Consider the following 17,878-nt stretch of genomic DNA (forward strand, 5'->3'; position numbering starts at 1 on the left):
CTGCCTAAAATGTAAAGCGTTTTATGAAAAATCTAGTAGTCCTCGTTTCCGGTTCCGGCTCCAATCTTCAGCGGATCATCGATGCGATTGAACAGGGAGAAATTCCCAACGCTACCATAAATTTGGTAGTTGCTGATCGCGAATGTTTTGGTTTGCAAAGAGCCAAAAATCACGGAATCAAAAATATTTTAATCAAAAGAGGAAGAACTTTCTGCGAGAATTTAGCGAAAGAAATTCCCGGAAATACCGATTTAATCATTCTTGCAGGATTTTTATCAATCATCAGCAAAGAATTTTGTGAAAATTTCCCCGGAAAAATTATCAATATTCATCCAGCACTTTTGCCTAAATTCGGAGGAAAAGGAATGTGGGGAAACCACGTTCACAAAGCGGTTTTGGAAGCGAAAGAAAAAGAAAGCGGTGCTACCGTACATTTCGTAACTCCAGGGATTGATGAAGGTGAAATTATCCTTCAAAAATCATTTCCGATTATAGAATCAGAAACTGTGGAATCCTTAGCAAAGAAGATTCATGAAGTGGAATACGAAATTTTCCCGAAAGCGATCAATAAGGTTTTGGAAGATTGATTCATTGGAAATCTTTCGAAGATTAACTTTAAAAATGAATAAAAAAGAATAATGGAAGTCAAAATGAAAATTGATGACCAGAGATTTAATAAAAAGTAAAAAAGAAAGAAAATGTCAAAAAAGAGAGCACTGATTTCTGTTTCCGATAAATCCGGACTTATAGAATTTGCAAGATTTTTAGAAGAAAATAACTACGAATTGGTTTCCACAGGCGGAACTTTCAAACATTTGAAAGATGCTGGTTTGCACCCGATTCAGATTGATGAAGTGACGGATTTTCCTGAAATGTTGGACGGAAGAGTGAAAACCTTGCACCCTAAAGTTCACGGCGGATTACTCGCAGTTCGTGATAATGAGGAACACATGAGCACCGTTCAGCAACATGAAATCGGGTTGATCGATATGGTGATCGTCAATTTGTATCCGTTTTTCGAAAATGCAAATTCCGATATTTCTTTAGATGAAAAAGTAGAATTTATCGATATCGGCGGACCTTCCATGTTGAGATCAGGAGCAAAAAATTTCAATTCTGTTACCGTAATTACCGATGTGGAAGATTATGCAAAAATTCAGCAGGAAATTGCAGAAACCGGAAGTACAACTTTGGAAACTCGAAAAAAACTCGCCGGAAAAGTCTTTAATTTGACTTCAGCTTACGATGCAGCGATTTCCAGAATGTTGCTCGATGAACCATATCCAACTTATTTGAGTGCTTCTTACAAGAAATTTTCAGACCTACGATATGGTGAAAATCCTCATCAAACTGCTGCGTATTATGTTTCCACTACCGAAAACGGAGCGATGAAAGATTTTGAAATTTTGGGCGGAAAAGAATTGTCATTCAATAACTTACGCGATATGGATTTGTGTTGGAAGGTAGTCAACGAATTCAAAAACGAAATGGCTTGTTGCGCGGTAAAACATTCCACACCTTGCGGTGTTGCGGTAGGGAATTCGGCTTTAGAAACCTACAAAAAAACCTTCGAATGTGATCCAGTTTCTATTTTTGGCGGGATTATTGGAATGAATTTTAATGTAGATGCAGCCACAGCAGAGGAGCTCAACAAAACTTTCTTGGAAATTGTGATGGCGCCATCTTTTGATGAAGATGCTATTGAAATTTTAAGAAAGAAGAAAAATTTAAGAATTATCAAGATTAAGAACCCTGTTTCCGATGCTCAAACCTGGGTAAAAGTAGATGGCGGAATTTTGGTGCAGGATAATGATACCCAATTTTCAGAAAAAATTGAAACCGTTACAATTTTTAAACCCACCGAGGAACAACAAAAAGCACTTTTGTTTGCGCAACGCGTTGTAAAATATGTAAAATCCAATGCGATTGTGGTTTCCAACGGTGTTCAAGCTTTAGGAATTGGTGGTGGCCAAGTGAATAGAATTTGGGCAACACAACACGCTATCGAAAGAGCAAAAGAAAAGTTCCAAGGAGATTTGGTACTCGCTTCCGATGCTTTTTTCCCATTCAGAGATGTGGTTGATTTTTGTGCAAAAGAGGGAATCAAGGCCATCATCCAACCTGGTGGAAGTATGCGCGACGAGGAAAGCATTGAAGCAGCAAATGAACACGGAATACCGATGATGTTCACCGGAATGCGCCACTTTTTACATTGATAATTTTTAAAATAACGGCTGTTTGAATCGCTGGATTTTTGAGAAATGAATAAACTTTTTCTCCGAACAACATTTGAGATTCACTTTCAAATTAGTAATTTTGGAGAATTCAAATAATAAGATAATGAAAATATTAATCATAGGAAATGGAGCTAGAGAGTCTGCAATTGCAGTAAAACTGAAAGGCGACAACAGAATTACGAAAATGTATTTTGCACAGGGTAATGCAACGACCGATCAACTTGGGCAAAATGTGTACGAACAAAGTGTAGAAGGATTAAGAGATCTTGCCATCAAAGAAAGAATCGATCTTACGATTGTAGGACCTGAAGCGCCTTTGGTTGAAGGAATTGTAGATGAATTTAAGAAACACGGCCTCAAAATTTTCGGACCAAGAAAAAGAACAGCAGAATTGGAAGGAAGCAAAGCTTTTTCCAAAAAATTCATGCAGACCAATAACATCAAAACCGCAAAAGCAGTTGTTTTCGATGCTTATAAGGATGCGATTGATTATGTTAAACAGCAGCAATTCCCAATTGTGATCAAAGCGAGTGGTTTAGCCGGCGGAAAAGGTGTAGTTATCGCTGAAAATCTGATGGAAGCTGAATCCACGATTCATCAATTTATGATCGAAAGAATTTATGGTGATGCCGGAATTCAATTGGTGATTGAGGAATATCTGAAAGGTTTTGAAGCATCAATTATCGCTTTTTCCAACGGAAAGAAATTGTTCCCTTGCATTCCTGTGAAAGATTATAAAAAAGTTGGAAACGGAGATACCGGTCCAAACACTGGTGGAATGGGAAGTGTGGCTCCGAGCCCTGAATTTACAGCAGAACATTTCCAAGATTTTGAAGAAAATATCATGAAACCAACGCTTGCAGGTTTGGAAGCAGCGAATATTCAATTTAAAGGTTTTATCTTTTTTGGTTTAATGGTGACCAACAACGGAACTTTCCTTTTGGAATATAATATGAGAATGGGAGATCCGGAAGCTCAAGTGATTTTGGCTTTGATGGAAAACAAATTGTTCGACGTGATTACCGATTGCTTGGAAGGAAGAGACATCAACTTGAAATTTAAAGATGAAAAAGCAGTTTGCCTCGTGATGTGTTCCGGCGGGTATCCAAGAAGAATTGAAACCGGTTTTGAAATCAGAAATTTAGATAAAGTAAAAGAAAGCCAGGTGCTCTTTGCAGGTGCTAAAAGATCCGGAACCCGCATTGTGACGGCAGGAGGTAGAGTTTTAAGTTTAGTTGCTACAGGAGCGACCTATGAAGAAGCCCGCAAAAAAGTTTACGATGATGCTAAAATCATCAGCTTCGATTACGAGATTTATAGAGAAGATATCGGGAAATTTTAGTAGCGAAAGGCGTGAGAAATCACGCCTTTTTTTTATAATAAATTCTATCCTAATCTTTTGAAAAACAAGCAGTAAGAAATTAGAAATAATAAAAAGTAAATATTTAATGAATAACGGTATTATCATCCTTGATTTTGGATCTCAATATAACCAGTTGATTGCCAGAAGAATCCGAGAACTCGGTGTTTATTCGGAAGTCCTTCCTTTCAATACAAGTATAGAAGATCTTGTAGCAAGAAATCCTTCTGGAATTATTCTTTCCGGCGGACCAAGTTCGGTGAATGCAGAAAATGCTCATTTGGTTGATCGAGCACTTTTCGAAAAAGGAATTCCGGTTTTGGGAATTTGCTACGGAATGCAACTCACCACCCATCTTTTGGGCGGAACAGTGAAAAAAGGTGAAAAAGGCGAATACGGAAAAGCAAAATTTGAAATCCTAAAATCCAATGCATTACTCTCTGGAGTGAGCCGATTTTCAACCGTGTGGATGAGCCACTTTGATGAGGTAGAAAATGTTCCGGAAGGTTTTGTAATCAACGGAACAACGGATGTTATTTCAGCCATTTCTGATGAAAGCAAGAAAATTTATTGCGTGCAGTTTCATCCGGAAGTGTCTCATACCGAAGAAGGTGCTCGAATGATTGAAAATTTTGTTTTTAATATTTGTAAAGCTCCAAAAGATTGGAAACTTACCAATTATATCGATAAAACTGTAGCCGAAATCAAAGAAAAAGTGGGAGATCAGAAGGTGATTCTTGGTCTTTCCGGTGGTGTAGATTCTTCCGTGGCGGCGGTTTTAATTCATAAGGCCATCGGCGATCAGTTGCAATGTATCTTTGTAGATACCGGACTTTTAAGAAAAAATGAAGCTGAAAAAGTGATGAAAAATTATGGTGAACATTTTCACTTAAACATCAAATTGATCGATGCGAAAGATCGATTCATGGCAAAATTGAAAGGCGTTTCGGATCCGGAAGCAAAGCGAAAAATCATCGGGAATGAATTCGTTGTTGTTTTTGATGAAGAATCTCACAAAATAGAAGGTGCAAAATTCCTCGCTCAAGGAACCATCTATCCGGATGTTATCGAAAGCCAGTCGGTGAAAGGTCCATCAGCAGTGATCAAATCGCATCACAATGTGGGCGGACTTCCCGAAGAAATGGATTTTGAATTGCTGGAACCTTTGAGAGAATTATTTAAAGATGAGGTAAGAAAAGTAGGCGAGGAGCTTGGTATTCCTCATCATTTGGTTCATCGTCATCCGTTCCCTGGACCTGGTTTGGGAATTCGAATTTTAGGCGAAGTAGATGAAGAAAAAGTGAAAATCTTACAGGAAGCTGATGATATTTTCATCGAAGAATTGTATAAAAATAACTTGTACGAAACTGTTTCTCAGGCATTTGTAGTTTTGCTTCCGGTAAAATCTGTTGGCGTAATGGGCGATGAGAGAACTTATGAATACACTGCGGTCGTTCGATCAGCTAAGACCACGGATTTCATGACAGCAACGTTCAGTAAATTCCCGTGGGAATTCTTGGAAAATGTGTCGAACAGAATCATCAACGAAGTGAAAGGTATCAACAGAATTGCCTATGATATTTCTAGCAAACCACCTGCAACTATTGAATGGGAATAGGCTTTAAGAAAAAAATCCTTCTGAATTTTCAGAAGGATTTTATTTTATTCTTTGCTTCCGCCGCTGTCTTTTGCAACATTGGTTTTCATGCTTTCTTTTACCTTTTGATTTCCGAATCTTTTGATGAAGGTTAAAGAAAATCCGTACCAGTCGGCTTTAGTGGAGTTTCTAAAAGTTCCGAGCGGCGTATAGGTCGTTATATCAAACACTGGTCTTTGGAAAATATTGTACATCTGCAGACTCGCTTCCATCTGCGTTTTTGGGAAAATTTTAGTCACCGAAATATTGTGGAAGAAATTCATTTGATTGCCATACGAATTTCCAAAATTCTGACTGAACAATCCGAACCATCCATTGATGTTGATATTTTTATTGAAGAGATTGTTATAAGATATATTGGACGAACCTCCAAAATTGGTGAAATAATCTTTAGCATCCTTCAGATTATTTTGAGCATTAAAATCACTATTATCGGTGTAATTTAAGTTCAGACTTAGATTTACATTCAGTTTATTTTTTAAAAAAGCCTGATTGGTATTAAAGTTTAAGCCATATTTTGCTACTTTTCCTGGGAAATTTTCTTCCATTTGGATGGTTTTATCGCCGTCTTTGAAATAGGTAGTCCAGTAATCCTGGTTGCTATACCAATAGCTTGCTGTAAGAAAATATTTCTTGTAAAGTCCGATTTTCAGACTGAATCTGTCGTTCGGATTGGGGTCCAGATTCATATTTCCGCGCATGTAGGTCCCGTTATCCATCGGCAATTCGAAAGGATTCATTTCATTGTACCAAGGCCGCCAAATATTGTGCTTGTACGTTGCGGTAAGATCCGTGTTTTCCGAAATTGGATATTTTACTAACAAATCTGGAAGGAAGGTTCCGTAAGAATCTGTTTTTTCAATATTTCCGATATCCTGCCGTACTTTAAACCAAATATATTCGTAGCGCAAACCGATTCTGGTTTCTAATTTCTTGAAAAATGTTTTGCTGAAATTGGCATACAACGAGTTTAAATTTTCTAAATATTGAAAATCATTGCTTCGGGAAAGATCTTCCAGCCAGTTGTTGCCGGATAATCCGTAATAGTCATAAGGTATTACATAGTTTTTATAGCTGCTTTTTCCGCCGAATTCAAGCGTACTTCCCCTTTTTCCCAGAGGTTGCGAATAATCTGCCTTGAAATAATATTCGCGGTTTTGGTTATCTGCCAAAATACGAATTCCCGTAGGAATGCTGTTTGCGCTAAAATTGGTAAGGTGCTCGTTCGTATCTGTCACCGAACTGTAATTGATCCCGGCATTTAGATCCATGATTTTGTTTTTTTCTTTATCGTAATATTTGTAATAGAGATTAGAGCCCAAATTTCTGTTTAAACCAGTCAGACTTTGGTTTTTTGCATAGAAATTTTGCAAATTGTTTCCGATAAAATTTTCCCCATAAGCATCCGAAAAACTACTTCTTTTGGTTTGGGAATATTCGAAAATAAAACCAATATTGTTTTTGTCATTCAGCTCCAGCTCCGAAGAACTTGAGAATGAAGGAGATTTACCGGTTTCCGTACTTTCAGTGACGATCTTGGTTAGTTCGTTGTTTTCATAAATAAAATTTTCATTGTAGTTTTTCATGACTTGCGAATTGTCACTATAACCGCCGGTTAAGGTTTCGGTGAAATTCTTTTTGTGATAATTAAGATTGAAATTAGCGTACTGCGAATTTTTGGTATTTTGAGTATTGGTAAGGGAAACACTGCCTTTTGTACCTTCGTTTTCCAGTTTTTTCAGCACGATATTGATCACCGGTCCGGCTGCTTCATATCTTGCGGATGGCGTGGTGATTACTTCAATTTTCATCAGATTATCTGCAGCGATGGTTTTCAGGTAATCTTTCAGCTCTTTGCCAGTGAAAACAGTTTTTCTATCGTTGATGTTAACGGTCACCGATTCACCTTCGGCAAGCAGGTTATCATTGCTGTCCATGCTTACCAGCGGTGTCATTCTCAGGACATCCCAAGTGGTGTTTCCCGCAAGTATGGAGCTGTTCGCTACATTAAAGACCGTTCTGTCCGTCTTGTTTTCGATGGTTGGTTTTCTGGCAATTACTGTTACCTCGGCAATATCTTTTGTTTTGGTAGAGTCTGTTTTTATCTGCCCAGAAATTATGGTTACAGAGAAAAACGCAAAAAAGTTCAGCGTTTTTGTCATATGGTTATTAATTTTTTCAATAAGACAATCATTTGTGCTTCTTTGTTACATTATAGTTTTATTAATAGAGAAAATATTAGGTTTATTTACTTAAAAAATGCGGCAATTTTCTCTGTTAATGAAAGATTTACAACTTTGAATTTCCTTTTTCTGAAATAAACTATCTTTGCAAAATGGAAAAAATCACTTTTGCCGATTTTGAATTACCCGAAAAGATTCTTGACGTATTGGCTGATCAAAATTTATTTGAACCTACGCCAATTCAAGAAAAATCCCTTAAACCAATCCTTTCTGGCCGTGATGTAATGGGAATTGCCCAAACAGGAACCGGAAAAACCTTAGCGTATCTTTTGCCAATTCTTAAAACATGGAAATACAACAAAACTGGCAATCCCACGGTACTAATACTCGTTCCGACACGGGAATTGGTGGTTCAGGTGACCGATATTGTGAAAAATCTCACCCAGAATATTACTGCGAGAGTAGTAGGAATTTACGGTGGTGTGAATATCAAAACTCAGAAATTGCTTTTCAATGACGGATGCGATATTTTGGTAGGAACTCCGGGAAGAACTATGGATTTGGCAATTGATAATGCGATCTCTCTGAAGGAAGTTCAGAAATTGGTAGTCGACGAATTTGACGAAATGCTGAATTTGGGTTTCAAATCGCAATTATCGAATATTTTCACCATGTTAAGAGAAAAAAGACAGAATATTCTTTTTTCGGCAACCATGACCGAAGCGGTTGACGCAGTTTTAGAGGAATATTTTGCAAATCCGATAGAGATTTCCTTGGCAAAATCGGGAACTCCGCTGGAAAAAATTGAACAGATTGCCTTTAAAGTGGAGAATTTTAATACCAAAATTAATCTTCTCGAACATTTGCTGAAAACCGATACCGATTTTTCTAAAGTTTTGATTTTCTGTAATAATAAAAAGAATGCCGATTATCTTTATACAAAAATTGATGAGTTATTCCCTGATGAATTCGATGTCATTCACTCCAACAAATCCCAAAATTACCGTCTGAATGCGATGAGAAACTTCGAAGCTCAAAAAGTGCGAGGTTTGATTACTACCGACATTATGGCGAGAGGTTTGGATATTTCGGATATTACCCACGTTATCAACTTCGAAATTCCGGAAATTCCGGAGCAGTATATCCACCGAATTGGTAGAACCGGACGTGCTGATAAGAACGGGATCTCTATTTCTTTTGTTACGAAAAAAGAAGAAACTTTGCTTCTGGATATCGAATTATTGATGGATAAAGAATTGAAATTACAAGACTTCCCTGCTGAAGTAAAGGTAAATCCGGTGAAAATCGCTTCAGAAAAAGAAACAGTGGTGATGAAAAATGCACACACCGTGAAATTGGAAGAAGGTGGTGGCGCTTTCCATGATAAAAAAGATAAGAATAAAAAGATCAATCTCGGAGGACCAACCAGAAGGAATCCCCCGAAGACCAAACCTACGAACCGCGCGCAGGCAAAAGCCAAATCGAAAGCGAAGCGAAAAAAATAATCCCGAATTTCCGGGATTATTTTATTTTCTATTAATAATGCAGAAATAAAAGTAATAGAAATCTTTAGCATTATAAAAATGCTTTCCGTATTATTTATTGAGTAACCTGCGCGGTCACAAATATTCTAGCCATATCATTATTGATGTTGCTACAATTTGAAGCGTTACCACCATACGTAACAGAACTGTATCCCGTTGTTATTTTTGGCAGATTTCTACCATAAACAGATACGGTATGGGTACCAATAGGTAAATCGCTAATGATTCCTGCTAAATTAAATTTTCGCCAGTTACAAGCAAAATTCTTGCCAGCTTTCGTGTATTTACTCGCCAATTTTAATTGATTATTTACAAAAACTCCAATAGCAAATTGAAACTCTTGTTGGGTATTATTTGCATTATTAATTTGAGACATACCTTCTATATTAATATAAGTGGTATTGGAAGTATTAGTAATCACAACCGTTGCAGTTGCGCCTAAATTGGTCCAATTTGCGGTAGAACTATTAGCAGTAAATAGTGGCATGCTGCTAGGAAATGTAGAAATTGTAGTGCTTGCTCCGGAGTTTCCAGAAAAGTTTTCAGTTTGTTGTATAATAGCTAAGCCATCTGCAACCTGAAAAATTCTATTCCATTGGCCATTAGCCCAGAAATTAACCTTTTGGGTGTTGGTATTTTGCACAAGCAATCCTTGTACAGGAGTAGGAACCGACGTATTGTCGTTTGAAGCGGTTAGAGGAACTTGAGGTAGTAATATTCCTCGCTTAGTATCGGAAATTTCTAGTACTGCACTTGGATGTGGCGTATTATTGGTGATATTTCCGGCAATCAATACTTGGGCTGTTGATAAATTACTTAAAGTAATAATCAAAAGGGTTAAAATAGTTGATATTGTTTTCATCGTTAAAAAACATAAGGTTGGTTAATAGAAATTGTGCTACTGATAGCTGCTTCGAAATTCGTAAGCGTATTGCACGAACTACTGGTATTTGGACCTCCATAGGTCACTGTGAGCCCATTGATTGTAGGAGCAGAAATATTTCGGATTGCAAATTTTACAGTATGATTACCGACGGATAGATTTTTTGCTAGACCATAGATCATGAATTGTCGGTAAGAACAAGAAGATTCAATATCGAGAAACATTGGTTTTACATCAATCAGCTTATCATCCACAAAAAAGCCAATACTTGAACTAATACCACCTGTAGAGTTCGATGCTCCATTATTCACTTGAAACATACCGTTTATATTCATCAATGTTTCATTTTGAGGTCTATCGATAGTGATTGTTTTTGTAAGGTCAGAAATTACAGTCCATTGGGAAGTATTTAATGTTTCACCGGCAGCATGTGCGATGTATCCATAGAATTGATTCACAGGGTTTTGCGTGAAAGTGTAGGCAGTGTTGGAGATCGAGTTGTAGTATTTCACTTGATTCATCAAATTTCCTTGGTTAAGATCTGTGAAGAAATAGTCCCATTTCGCACCGTCCCAGAAATAGTACCCTTCTTTTCCATTAAGGGAATTATTCGTGTTGTAAATAATTAATGATTCTTTAGGATTTGGAACAGCGGTAATATCTGTCCTGCTATGAAGCGATATTTTCGGTAGACTGACCCCTTTATCAGTAGCTCTAATATCCAAAATCGCAGAAGGATGTGGAGTGGTTGTATTTATACCAACCTGTCCGAAAGCAACACTACTGGAAAATATCAAGGTTAAAAATATTTTTTTCATGGTGATAGTTTTAAGGTTTTTCTGAGATTTTAATATTCATAATCGATTTGTCCATCAGAGGGCTCAGATTGCTGCATGCTGAATGTTTCCCTCCAAATGTGATGCTTTGCGAACTTACTTCCTTTACTCTTAATGTTTCCCGTAATTCTATATTATGGTTTCCGATACCTAAGTTATTCACATTGAAATACACATTGAAGTCGTTATATATACAAGCGCTATTTCCAACAATTTGGAAATTTCGAACTCCGGCGAGTTTTGAGTCGACAAATAGTGCAATAGAGTAGGTCATATCCGTATTATCGTTCGCTGCAGAATTAACCTGAACGATGCCGCTTCCGGAAACCGACACCGTGTTTTGAGGAGAATATAGTTCAATGGTCTTTGAAAGTCCAGGAATTAATTGCCAATCGTGCGCGGAAGGCCCTTCTCCCATTGTATAGCTAACACCGGAAATGGGAGTACTGTCATTAACTCCGGAGGTAGAAGTGCTCGATTCAGAACGTACAATCCCCAAATATTTGTAAATATTGGTGGTGTTTAGGAACGGATTCCATTTATTATTGGACCAATAATAAAAACCTTTTCCGGTGTTTGTATTGGTGTTATAAACAATCAATGAATTGGCCGGATTAGTAACCGGAGCAGCGTTCGAAAGGTTAGGGATCGATACATTGGGTAATAAGACCCCTTTGTTCGAAGAAACAACTTTAAGGGCTTCGGAATCATCGAAAGTAGTAACATTTTCGCCAATGCCAACTTGGGCATGGGATAACGCAAATACTACCAGGAAGCCAGGTAATAATTTAATTTTCATCATTTGTGGTTTTATCTAATTAATATCTGTAGTATTCCGGTTTGAAAGGTCCTTCGACTTCTACACCGATATATTTTGCTTGTTCAGGTGAAAGAGTTTCCAATTCTACCCCGATTTTTTTCAGGTGAAGAGCGGCAACTTTTTCATCTAATTTTTTCGGAAGCGTGTATACTTCGTTTTTGTAAGCTTCGGAATTCGTCCACAATTCGATTTGTGCTAAGGTTTGGTTACTGAATGAGTTACTCATCACAAATGATGGGTGACCGGTTGCGCAGCCCAAGTTTACCAATCTTCCTTCTGCAAGAATGATAATTTCTTTCCCGTCAACGTTGTAAATATCCACTTGTGGTTTTACTTCATATTTGGTATCGCCGTAGTTTTTGTTCAACCAAACCATGTCGATTTCATTGTCGAAGTGACCGATGTTACAAACGATGGTTTTATCTTTCATCTTTTTGAAATGCTCAGCTCTTACGATGTTGAAGTTACCGGTAGTAGTGATCACAATGTCCGCATTTTCTACCACATTTTCTAGTTTCTTAACTTCGTAACCTTCCATAGCTGCTTGCAATGCACAGATTGGATCTACTTCGGTAACAGTTACGATAGATCCTGCACCTCGGAAAGAAGCCGCAGTACCTTTCCCCACGTCACCATATCCGCAAACTACCACTCTTTTGCCCGCCAACATTATATCAGTAGCTCTTCTTACTGCATCCACTGCAGATTCTCTACATCCGTATTTATTGTCGAATTTGGATTTGGTTACCGAATCATTCACGTTGATTGCTGGCATTACCAAAGTTCCGTTCGCCATTCTTTCATACAAACGGTGAACCCCGGTTGTCGTTTCTTCAGAAAGACCTTTAATTCCTGCAGTTAATTCAGGATATTTATCGAAAACCAAGTTGGTTAAATCTCCACCATCATCCAAGATTAAGTTCAATGGTTTTCTATCTTCCCCGAAAAACACGGTTTGTTCGATACACCATTCGAATTCTTCCTCGTTCATTCCTTTCCAAGCATATACAGGGATTCCTGCGGCAGCAATCGCAGCAGCAGCGTGATCTTGGGTAGAAAAGATGTTGCAAGAAGACCAAGTAACTTCAGCACCCAATGCTACTAAAGTTTCAATCAAAACTGCCGTTTGGATCGTCATGTGAAGACATCCAGCAATTCTGGCTCCTTTCAAAGGTTGTGATGGTCCGTATTCTTCGCGAATTGCCATCAAGCCAGGCATTTCTGCTTCCGCGAGCATAATTTCTTTTCGGCCCCATTCAGCTAGGGAAATGTCCTTTACTTTGTAAGGAACGTATTGTGTTGTTGTGTTCATTGAATTGAAAAAATTTTTACAAAATTAAGCAATTTTATTCTGACTTTCAAAACCGTTTGTTTGATGTGTTTATTAGGCTTCTTTGTGTAGAATGTTGTTATTTTTTTAATGATTTAGCGATTAATGAATCGTGGTTATCAACAAATTAATAGCAACCGGTATTCTCCATTTTTTTCTTGCGGAGCTCGATGAATACAGGCCAAAACTTCCTGAAAAGGATGATCTACCGCCAATCTCCAAAGATTTCCGTTGCCAAGGTTAATAGGCGTTGCTCCGGGTTTTGCATCATAATGGAGGTCGAAAAAGTTTTCTTCAACGAATGTTTCAAAAGGTTCAGTATGACCATCATGCATTGCTTTTAGTTCTTCTAAAATTTCGGGGATTTTGATTTTTTGTATCGCCTGATTATTGGGCAAAATATCACTTGAAGCTCCAAAATACGTGCATAAAAAAGTATCCGCCGCAATTGGCGATCGGTCTACATGAAAGGAATAAACGTCTCTTGCCATAAAATTAAATTCATCATCACGTTCATAAGATTTTAAAAGGTTGAGTGATGGAGCAGCTCCGAAGTTTTCGAGTAATTGTATATCATTTAAAATGATTTGTCTTGCGCGATTTCCCGATTCTGTGAGTTGAAGTTCGAGAAGATTATCGGCAGAAATCTCCGTAATATCATCTTCTAAAGAAAGTTGGTTTACGATTTCACAGAAGTCGCCGTCTAGGTTTCTTTGCCAGCAAAACGCATTGGTATTTCCCTGAAAACGGTTGTTCACCAGTTCATCAAAAGTGGAAAACGTTTTTATCAGGCTTTGCTCGGTTTGCGAATTCATTGCAGTGCGATTGTGGTTTACAAAAGTAGCATAATTCATCTTTTTGGAGTCGTTTTTTACAGCGAACTTATATCCAATTTATTTCCCAATTTTTACCTCAAAAAAAATAAGTATTTTTGCGAAGCATCAGTTTTAATTTGTTTTGTTGAATTATGCCTTTATACAGAGATTTTTCCGATGATCAAGCTACCATACTTCTTTGGAAATATGATGAAAATGAAATGCTAGATCCACAAGAATTGCTGGAAAAAGAAAATGTTGATCGGATTAAAGATTACCATCCGACGAAACTAAAAGAGCATCTTTTGGTGAGGAAAATCCTGAAATCGGTTTTGCCTGGCTATAAAATTCTGTACAACGGGCGCGAACCTTATCTGTATCCGAAGGATTTCGAGATTTCAATTACCCATTCGTTTCCATTCGCGGCATTGGCTATTTCTAAAAATAAAGTCGGAATTGATATAGAATCGTTTAACCCAAAAATTGTCAGAATTAAGCATAAATTTTTGAAAGAAGAGGAAGCCGGCTTTATTGAAAAAGACAAAGAAGTGGCGTATCTCACGGTGATTTGGTCCTTGAAAGAAAGTATGTACAAGATTCACCATTCCAACTATTGGTCGCTGAAGAAACACTATGAAGTGAAGCCTTTCAGTTTGGATTTTCCATTTAATATCACCTGCAGAGTCCATGATGAGCGGATTTCAGATCTGTACAAAGCGCGGGTTGAGTTTTTCGATCATTATTGCTTCACAATTGTCGACTGATTTTCCGGTTCTAGTTTTTCCGCACATTTTCGTTGTTCCTTCGCCACATCGTAGATCAGTTCTAGGATTTCTCTTAGGTTTTTCAATTCGGTTAATCTCGTAATTCGGTTTGGATCCCGGCGGTCCGAAATTTCATTTTCCAAGATTTCTTTTTTTCTCTTTTCGAGGAGTTTTTCTACAGAATCTTCAGGTTTTAGCCGGCTTTCTGCCACAATATCGCGGTGGTATTTTTTCTGATTCAGGATAAGTGCGGTGCGCAATAATTCTGCAGAAATTTTACGGTTCCAACTCGCAAAATCGATTTCCGGGTATTCTTTTGCTTTTTTGGAATACTGTGAAAATGAAGCAATGTACGCAGTAATCAAGTGTGCGGTATTCACAAACTGATGGACAAGTTCCATCTTTTTCTGCTGGTTTTTGGGGTCAGAAATCATCCTTTGGAAATTATCAGAAAGGTTTCCAAGATCGATAATTGCGTCTTTTCTTTTAAGTTTAAAATCCTGAATATTTGCATTTTCATTTTGAAAGATATCCATCGCTGCCTGAAAATAGTTCAGATTACTTTTGGCCGTTTTCTGCATTAGTTCCAGATTCTGGGTATGTTCCCAAACCGGCAGAACAAAATAGGAAACAGCGAAAGCAACGAGTCCAGCGATAGCGGTATCCAGGATTCGATCTTTGAAAATAAGGTTGACATTTCCGGGGTTCAAGAAATTAAATGTCAGGAAAATATAAATCGTCATGAACAGAACTGCCCAAAAATATCTTACTTTAAGAAAGGTGAAACAAAGAATCATCGAAAAGAGTAAAATGGCGAGAAGAACTGTACTGTTGTCGATGAAATATAAAATAAGATATGCAATGATTGCACCCACAACAGTTCCATACAATCGCAACAGATTGCGGTGTTTGGTGGTAGAGTAGGCGGGTTTCATGATCGCAACAAGGGTAATAAGGATCCAGTAAGAATGCCCGATTCCCAGGAAACTCAGCTTTGAAATGGCGTAACCAATCAGCAAGGCAACAGTAATGCGCACCGAATGACGAAAATGCGAAGATTTCAGCGAAAGATTATTGCGCAACACTTTAAAGTTGATTTTCTCTTCCGCAGTTACAAATTTTCGGTAATCTAAACCTGTAGAAAGACTTTTTGCTAGTTTTTTGTCTTGGGTAAAAACTTTGTAAATGGTTTTAATCTCGTCGGTAATATCGGTAATTCGTACCAAAATCAGGCGTAGAATCATGAAATCTTCTAAGTTTTCCGCATTCAGTCGCTGGCTTCTCAGTTCGAAATATTGCTCGAAGATTTCGCTTAATTCTTGGTCAATTTTATAAATAGGTTTAGCTTTGATGCCGCCTTGCAAAGCAATTCCGATATTGCTGAGTTCCTCTGAAATTTTCGAAAGGTAAATGCTAATTGAAGTTAAAAATCCTGAATCTCCGAAGCTTTCCTGAATTTTGCGGTAGTCGCTCTCTGACGTCATCAGTTTTTCGTGTAGGTCAATGGAATTAAGGAACATCAACATCAAAAGTCGGCTTGTGGTAGTCGATTCATTGACGATTTTTCTTGTTCTGAAAACAGTTTCCCTTGTTTCTTCCTGAAGGTTTTTAATTTTAATCTGTTGGGCTATCACCTGCGAATGTAGGAATTCGAAATCGGCATTTGGCTGGTAAAATTTAGATTTAATGGTCAGATAATCCGCAAGCTCGAGGTAGTTTTCGCCGACCATTTGTCCCGCTAATTTATAAGGTTGGATTTTAGAAACGATTAAAAAAATCAGCAGATAAAAAACGGATCCTGCAAAAAAAATAAGTAAACTGTGCACTAAATTTTCTCCGCTAAGATGACCATCGATGAAAATCCCTAAAACTACCAAAGAAAGCGAACCCACCGCCGCGAGTCGTTGTCCGTAAATCCCAATCATCGAGAAAAACATCCCGAAGAAAATAATTTCTAAATAAATCAGGACCGGATAATTCTTAAGAAAACTCGCAACTAAAGCCACGAAAAAGAAAGAAATTACGGCGAGAATCAGCGCGTTTCTTCGGCGGATAAAAGGCCCAGGTTGGTCTGTAAGTCCCACAAAACTGGTTGCTAAAGGAAAGAGGAAATATTCTTTCAATAAGCCAAAATAGGCCAAAATAATGCTCGGAATCACAATCGCCAGTGAAATACGAATCGCCGAATAAATATATTGGCTGGTTGTAAATTTCCGGAGTTGTGTAGCATAGTTCATGTTGCAAATTTAAAGGTTATTCTAAAAAGAAAGCTTCAATTTCTTGAGGCTTTCTGTATTTTTTTATTAAATAAAATTAATAATCGGCGTTCGAGGAATCTTCGCCAATGTTCCAGGTAAGCCCGAATCTTAAAGTATTGTCCAAGGCTGAATTTACTTTGGAAGTATTGATGAGGTAAGACATATCTAATCCGAAAGATTGGTATTTCAAGCCAACCCCTACGGTAGCGTACTGTCTTGCACCTTGCTGCTCACTTTCGTGGAAATAACCTCCTCTTAAAGCAAAAGCATTATCGTATTCATATTCAACCGCACCACTGAACATAACGCTTTGCGGGTTGTTGAATGATTTTCCGATTCCTTCGATTACACCTACATTCGGAATATTTCCGGAATTATCAGGCCCGGCAACCAATAATTTGGAAGCTTCGAAGTTTATTCCAACACGGTTTAAATCATCAATGAACAAATCGTAACCCGCACCCAATCTTGCAGTGGTAGGAAGATAAGATCTAGATTCATCATCACCCGTATAATCGAGTCTTGGACCTAAATTTTGAATTGCAAAACCAGCTCTTGCACGACCTTCGAAATCATTAATACTCGTGTGTCTTTCGGATTGAAAATATCCTGAAACATCTACTGCAAAAGAGTTTGCTGGTTTCAAAGTGTTATCAGAGTTGAACCCGCCGGACAAATCAGAACGGATGAATCGACCGGTAACCGCCATGGAATAAGTATCAGTAAGTTTCAAGCCGTACGCAACATCGATGGAAAATTCGTTAGGTTTTGCAGTACCTTCTTGTACCACTTCAGTTCCAACCAATTTAGTAAGATCTACCGCTCCCATGTTGAAATAATAAATACTTGCAGAAATGGTCGCTCTTTCTTCATCTCCCAAAAATTGATGATAAGCTCCGTAAAGTAAGAAAACATCATTGGTCAGTTTACTCATATAAGGTGTATAGTTAACCCCAATTGCAGAAGTGGTTTTGCTGAAAGGATATTTCGCCGCATTCCAGAACTGAGAAAAAGCATCGGTGGTAGTAGCAACTCCCTGATCACCCATTCCTCCGGCTCTTGCATCCGGGGAAATCCTCAAAAAAGGAGCACCGGTAAGAACCGGCTGAATTTGCGAGTAAGCAGCAACGCTCACGCCTAAACTTAGTCCTAAAAATAATTTTTTAGTCAATTTCATAAAGTAGTTTTTTT

At 37.9% G+C, this 17,878-nt stretch carries 14 protein-coding genes; 6 read left to right on the top strand and 8 right to left on the bottom strand.

Going from position 1 to position 17,878, the window contains the following annotated elements; translation table 11 throughout:
* Window positions 1–23: 23 nt before the first annotated feature.
* The 4 genes from purN (at window position 24) to guaA (ending at window position 5,215) form a co-directional block, all read left to right on the top strand.
* On the top strand, window positions 24–587 hold the full coding sequence (purN, locus tag AP75_RS03065; protein ID WP_031502448.1) for a phosphoribosylglycinamide formyltransferase: 564 nt from the start codon (window positions 24–26) through the stop codon (window positions 585–587).
* Window positions 588–698: 111 nt separating this feature from the next.
* On the top strand, window positions 699–2,216 hold the full coding sequence (gene purH, locus AP75_RS03070) for a bifunctional phosphoribosylaminoimidazolecarboxamide formyltransferase/IMP cyclohydrolase (protein ID WP_031502449.1): 1,518 nt from the start codon (window positions 699–701) through the stop codon (window positions 2,214–2,216).
* A 124-nt stretch (window positions 2,217–2,340) separates the two neighbouring features.
* A complete protein-coding gene (gene purD, locus AP75_RS03075; protein ID WP_088263578.1) occupies window positions 2,341–3,579 on the top strand; it encodes a phosphoribosylamine--glycine ligase in 1,239 nt (412 codons plus the stop codon).
* 106 nt (window positions 3,580–3,685) lie between these two features.
* A complete protein-coding gene (guaA, locus tag AP75_RS03080; protein ID WP_031501896.1) occupies window positions 3,686–5,215 on the top strand; it encodes a glutamine-hydrolyzing GMP synthase in 1,530 nt (509 codons plus the stop codon).
* 44 nt (window positions 5,216–5,259) lie between these two features.
* Here guaA and AP75_RS03085 read toward each other — a convergent pair whose 3' ends face one another.
* On the bottom strand, window positions 5,260–7,416 hold the full coding sequence (locus tag AP75_RS03085) for an outer membrane beta-barrel family protein (RefSeq protein ID WP_088263565.1): 2,157 nt from the start codon (window positions 7,414–7,416) through the stop codon (window positions 5,260–5,262).
* Window positions 7,417–7,589: 173 nt separating this feature from the next.
* Between AP75_RS03085 and AP75_RS03090 the strand changes: the two genes are divergently transcribed.
* Window positions 7,590–8,942 (top strand): DEAD/DEAH box helicase, encoded by a 1,353-nt coding sequence (locus AP75_RS03090; RefSeq protein ID WP_088263566.1) that lies wholly within the window; start codon window positions 7,590–7,592, stop codon window positions 8,940–8,942.
* 94 nt (window positions 8,943–9,036) lie between these two features.
* On the opposite strand, the gene AP75_RS03095 is transcribed toward AP75_RS03090, so the two are convergent.
* From AP75_RS03095 to AP75_RS03115, 5 genes are all read right to left on the bottom strand, one after another.
* Window positions 9,037–9,843, bottom strand: coding sequence for a hypothetical protein (locus tag AP75_RS03095; protein ID WP_088263567.1), 807 nt, complete (start codon window positions 9,841–9,843; stop codon window positions 9,037–9,039).
* A 2-nt stretch (window positions 9,844–9,845) separates the two neighbouring features.
* Window positions 9,846–10,682, bottom strand: coding sequence for a hypothetical protein (locus tag AP75_RS03100; protein WP_031503452.1), 837 nt, complete (start codon window positions 10,680–10,682; stop codon window positions 9,846–9,848).
* A gap of 10 nt (window positions 10,683–10,692) precedes the next feature.
* Window positions 10,693–11,502, bottom strand: a complete 810-nt coding sequence (locus AP75_RS03105; RefSeq protein ID WP_143755789.1) for a hypothetical protein — start codon at window positions 11,500–11,502, stop codon at window positions 10,693–10,695.
* A 16-nt stretch (window positions 11,503–11,518) separates the two neighbouring features.
* A complete protein-coding gene (gene ahcY / locus AP75_RS03110; protein WP_088263569.1) occupies window positions 11,519–12,832 on the bottom strand; it encodes an adenosylhomocysteinase in 1,314 nt (437 codons plus the stop codon).
* Window positions 12,833–12,969: 137 nt separating this feature from the next.
* On the bottom strand, window positions 12,970–13,665 hold the full coding sequence (locus AP75_RS03115; protein WP_031502153.1) for a hypothetical protein: 696 nt from the start codon (window positions 13,663–13,665) through the stop codon (window positions 12,970–12,972).
* Window positions 13,666–13,817: 152 nt separating this feature from the next.
* On the opposite strand from AP75_RS03115, the gene AP75_RS03120 reads away from it, so the two are divergent.
* The gene (locus AP75_RS03120) at window positions 13,818–14,429 is read left to right on the top strand and encodes a 4'-phosphopantetheinyl transferase family protein (RefSeq protein ID WP_088263570.1); all 612 of its coding nucleotides are present in this window, start codon (window positions 13,818–13,820) and stop codon (window positions 14,427–14,429) included.
* Here AP75_RS03120 and AP75_RS03125 read toward each other — a convergent pair.
* Both AP75_RS03125 and porV read right to left on the bottom strand, forming a co-directional pair.
* Window positions 14,405–16,666, bottom strand: coding sequence for an FUSC family protein (locus AP75_RS03125; RefSeq protein ID WP_031502154.1), 2,262 nt, complete (start codon window positions 16,664–16,666; stop codon window positions 14,405–14,407). The two genes, AP75_RS03120 and AP75_RS03125, sit on opposite strands and share 25 nt — an antisense overlap.
* A 76-nt stretch (window positions 16,667–16,742) precedes the next feature.
* The gene (gene porV / locus AP75_RS03130; protein ID WP_031502155.1) at window positions 16,743–17,864 is read right to left on the bottom strand and encodes a type IX secretion system outer membrane channel protein PorV; all 1,122 of its coding nucleotides are present in this window, start codon (window positions 17,862–17,864) and stop codon (window positions 16,743–16,745) included.
* Between the last annotated feature and the right edge of the window lie 14 nt (window positions 17,865–17,878).

Origin of the sequence: Kaistella haifensis DSM 19056 (genome assembly GCF_000735695.2) — a bacterium.
GTDB classification, from domain to species: domain Bacteria; phylum Bacteroidota; class Bacteroidia; order Flavobacteriales; family Weeksellaceae; genus Kaistella; species Kaistella haifensis.

Excerpts from the sequence above, each read along its gene's own strand:
- purN (WP_031502448.1), top strand. The coding sequence starts at position 24 with ATGAAAAATCTAGTAGTCCTCGTTTCCGGTTCCGGCTCCAATCTTCAG.
- purH (WP_031502449.1), top strand. The coding sequence starts at position 699 with ATGTCAAAAAAGAGAGCACTGATTTCTGTTTCCGATAAATCCGGACTT.
- purD (WP_088263578.1), top strand. The coding sequence starts at position 2,341 with ATGAAAATATTAATCATAGGAAATGGAGCTAGAGAGTCTGCAATTGCA.
- guaA (WP_031501896.1), top strand. The coding sequence starts at position 3,686 with ATGAATAACGGTATTATCATCCTTGATTTTGGATCTCAATATAACCAG.
- AP75_RS03085 (WP_088263565.1), bottom strand. The coding sequence starts at position 7,416 with ATGACAAAAACGCTGAACTTTTTTGCGTTTTTCTCTGTAACCATAATT.
- AP75_RS03090 (WP_088263566.1), top strand. The coding sequence starts at position 7,590 with ATGGAAAAAATCACTTTTGCCGATTTTGAATTACCCGAAAAGATTCTT.
- AP75_RS03095 (WP_088263567.1), bottom strand. The coding sequence starts at position 9,843 with ATGAAAACAATATCAACTATTTTAACCCTTTTGATTATTACTTTAAGT.
- AP75_RS03100 (WP_031503452.1), bottom strand. The coding sequence starts at position 10,682 with ATGAAAAAAATATTTTTAACCTTGATATTTTCCAGTAGTGTTGCTTTC.
- AP75_RS03105 (WP_143755789.1), bottom strand. The coding sequence starts at position 11,502 with ATGATGAAAATTAAATTATTACCTGGCTTCCTGGTAGTATTTGCGTTA.
- ahcY (WP_088263569.1), bottom strand. The coding sequence starts at position 12,832 with ATGAACACAACAACACAATACGTTCCTTACAAAGTAAAGGACATTTCC.
- AP75_RS03115 (WP_031502153.1), bottom strand. The coding sequence starts at position 13,665 with ATGAATTCGCAAACCGAGCAAAGCCTGATAAAAACGTTTTCCACTTTT.
- AP75_RS03120 (WP_088263570.1), top strand. The coding sequence starts at position 13,818 with ATGCCTTTATACAGAGATTTTTCCGATGATCAAGCTACCATACTTCTT.
- AP75_RS03125 (WP_031502154.1), bottom strand. The coding sequence starts at position 16,666 with ATGAACTATGCTACACAACTCCGGAAATTTACAACCAGCCAATATATT.
- porV (WP_031502155.1), bottom strand. The coding sequence starts at position 17,864 with ATGAAATTGACTAAAAAATTATTTTTAGGACTAAGTTTAGGCGTGAGC.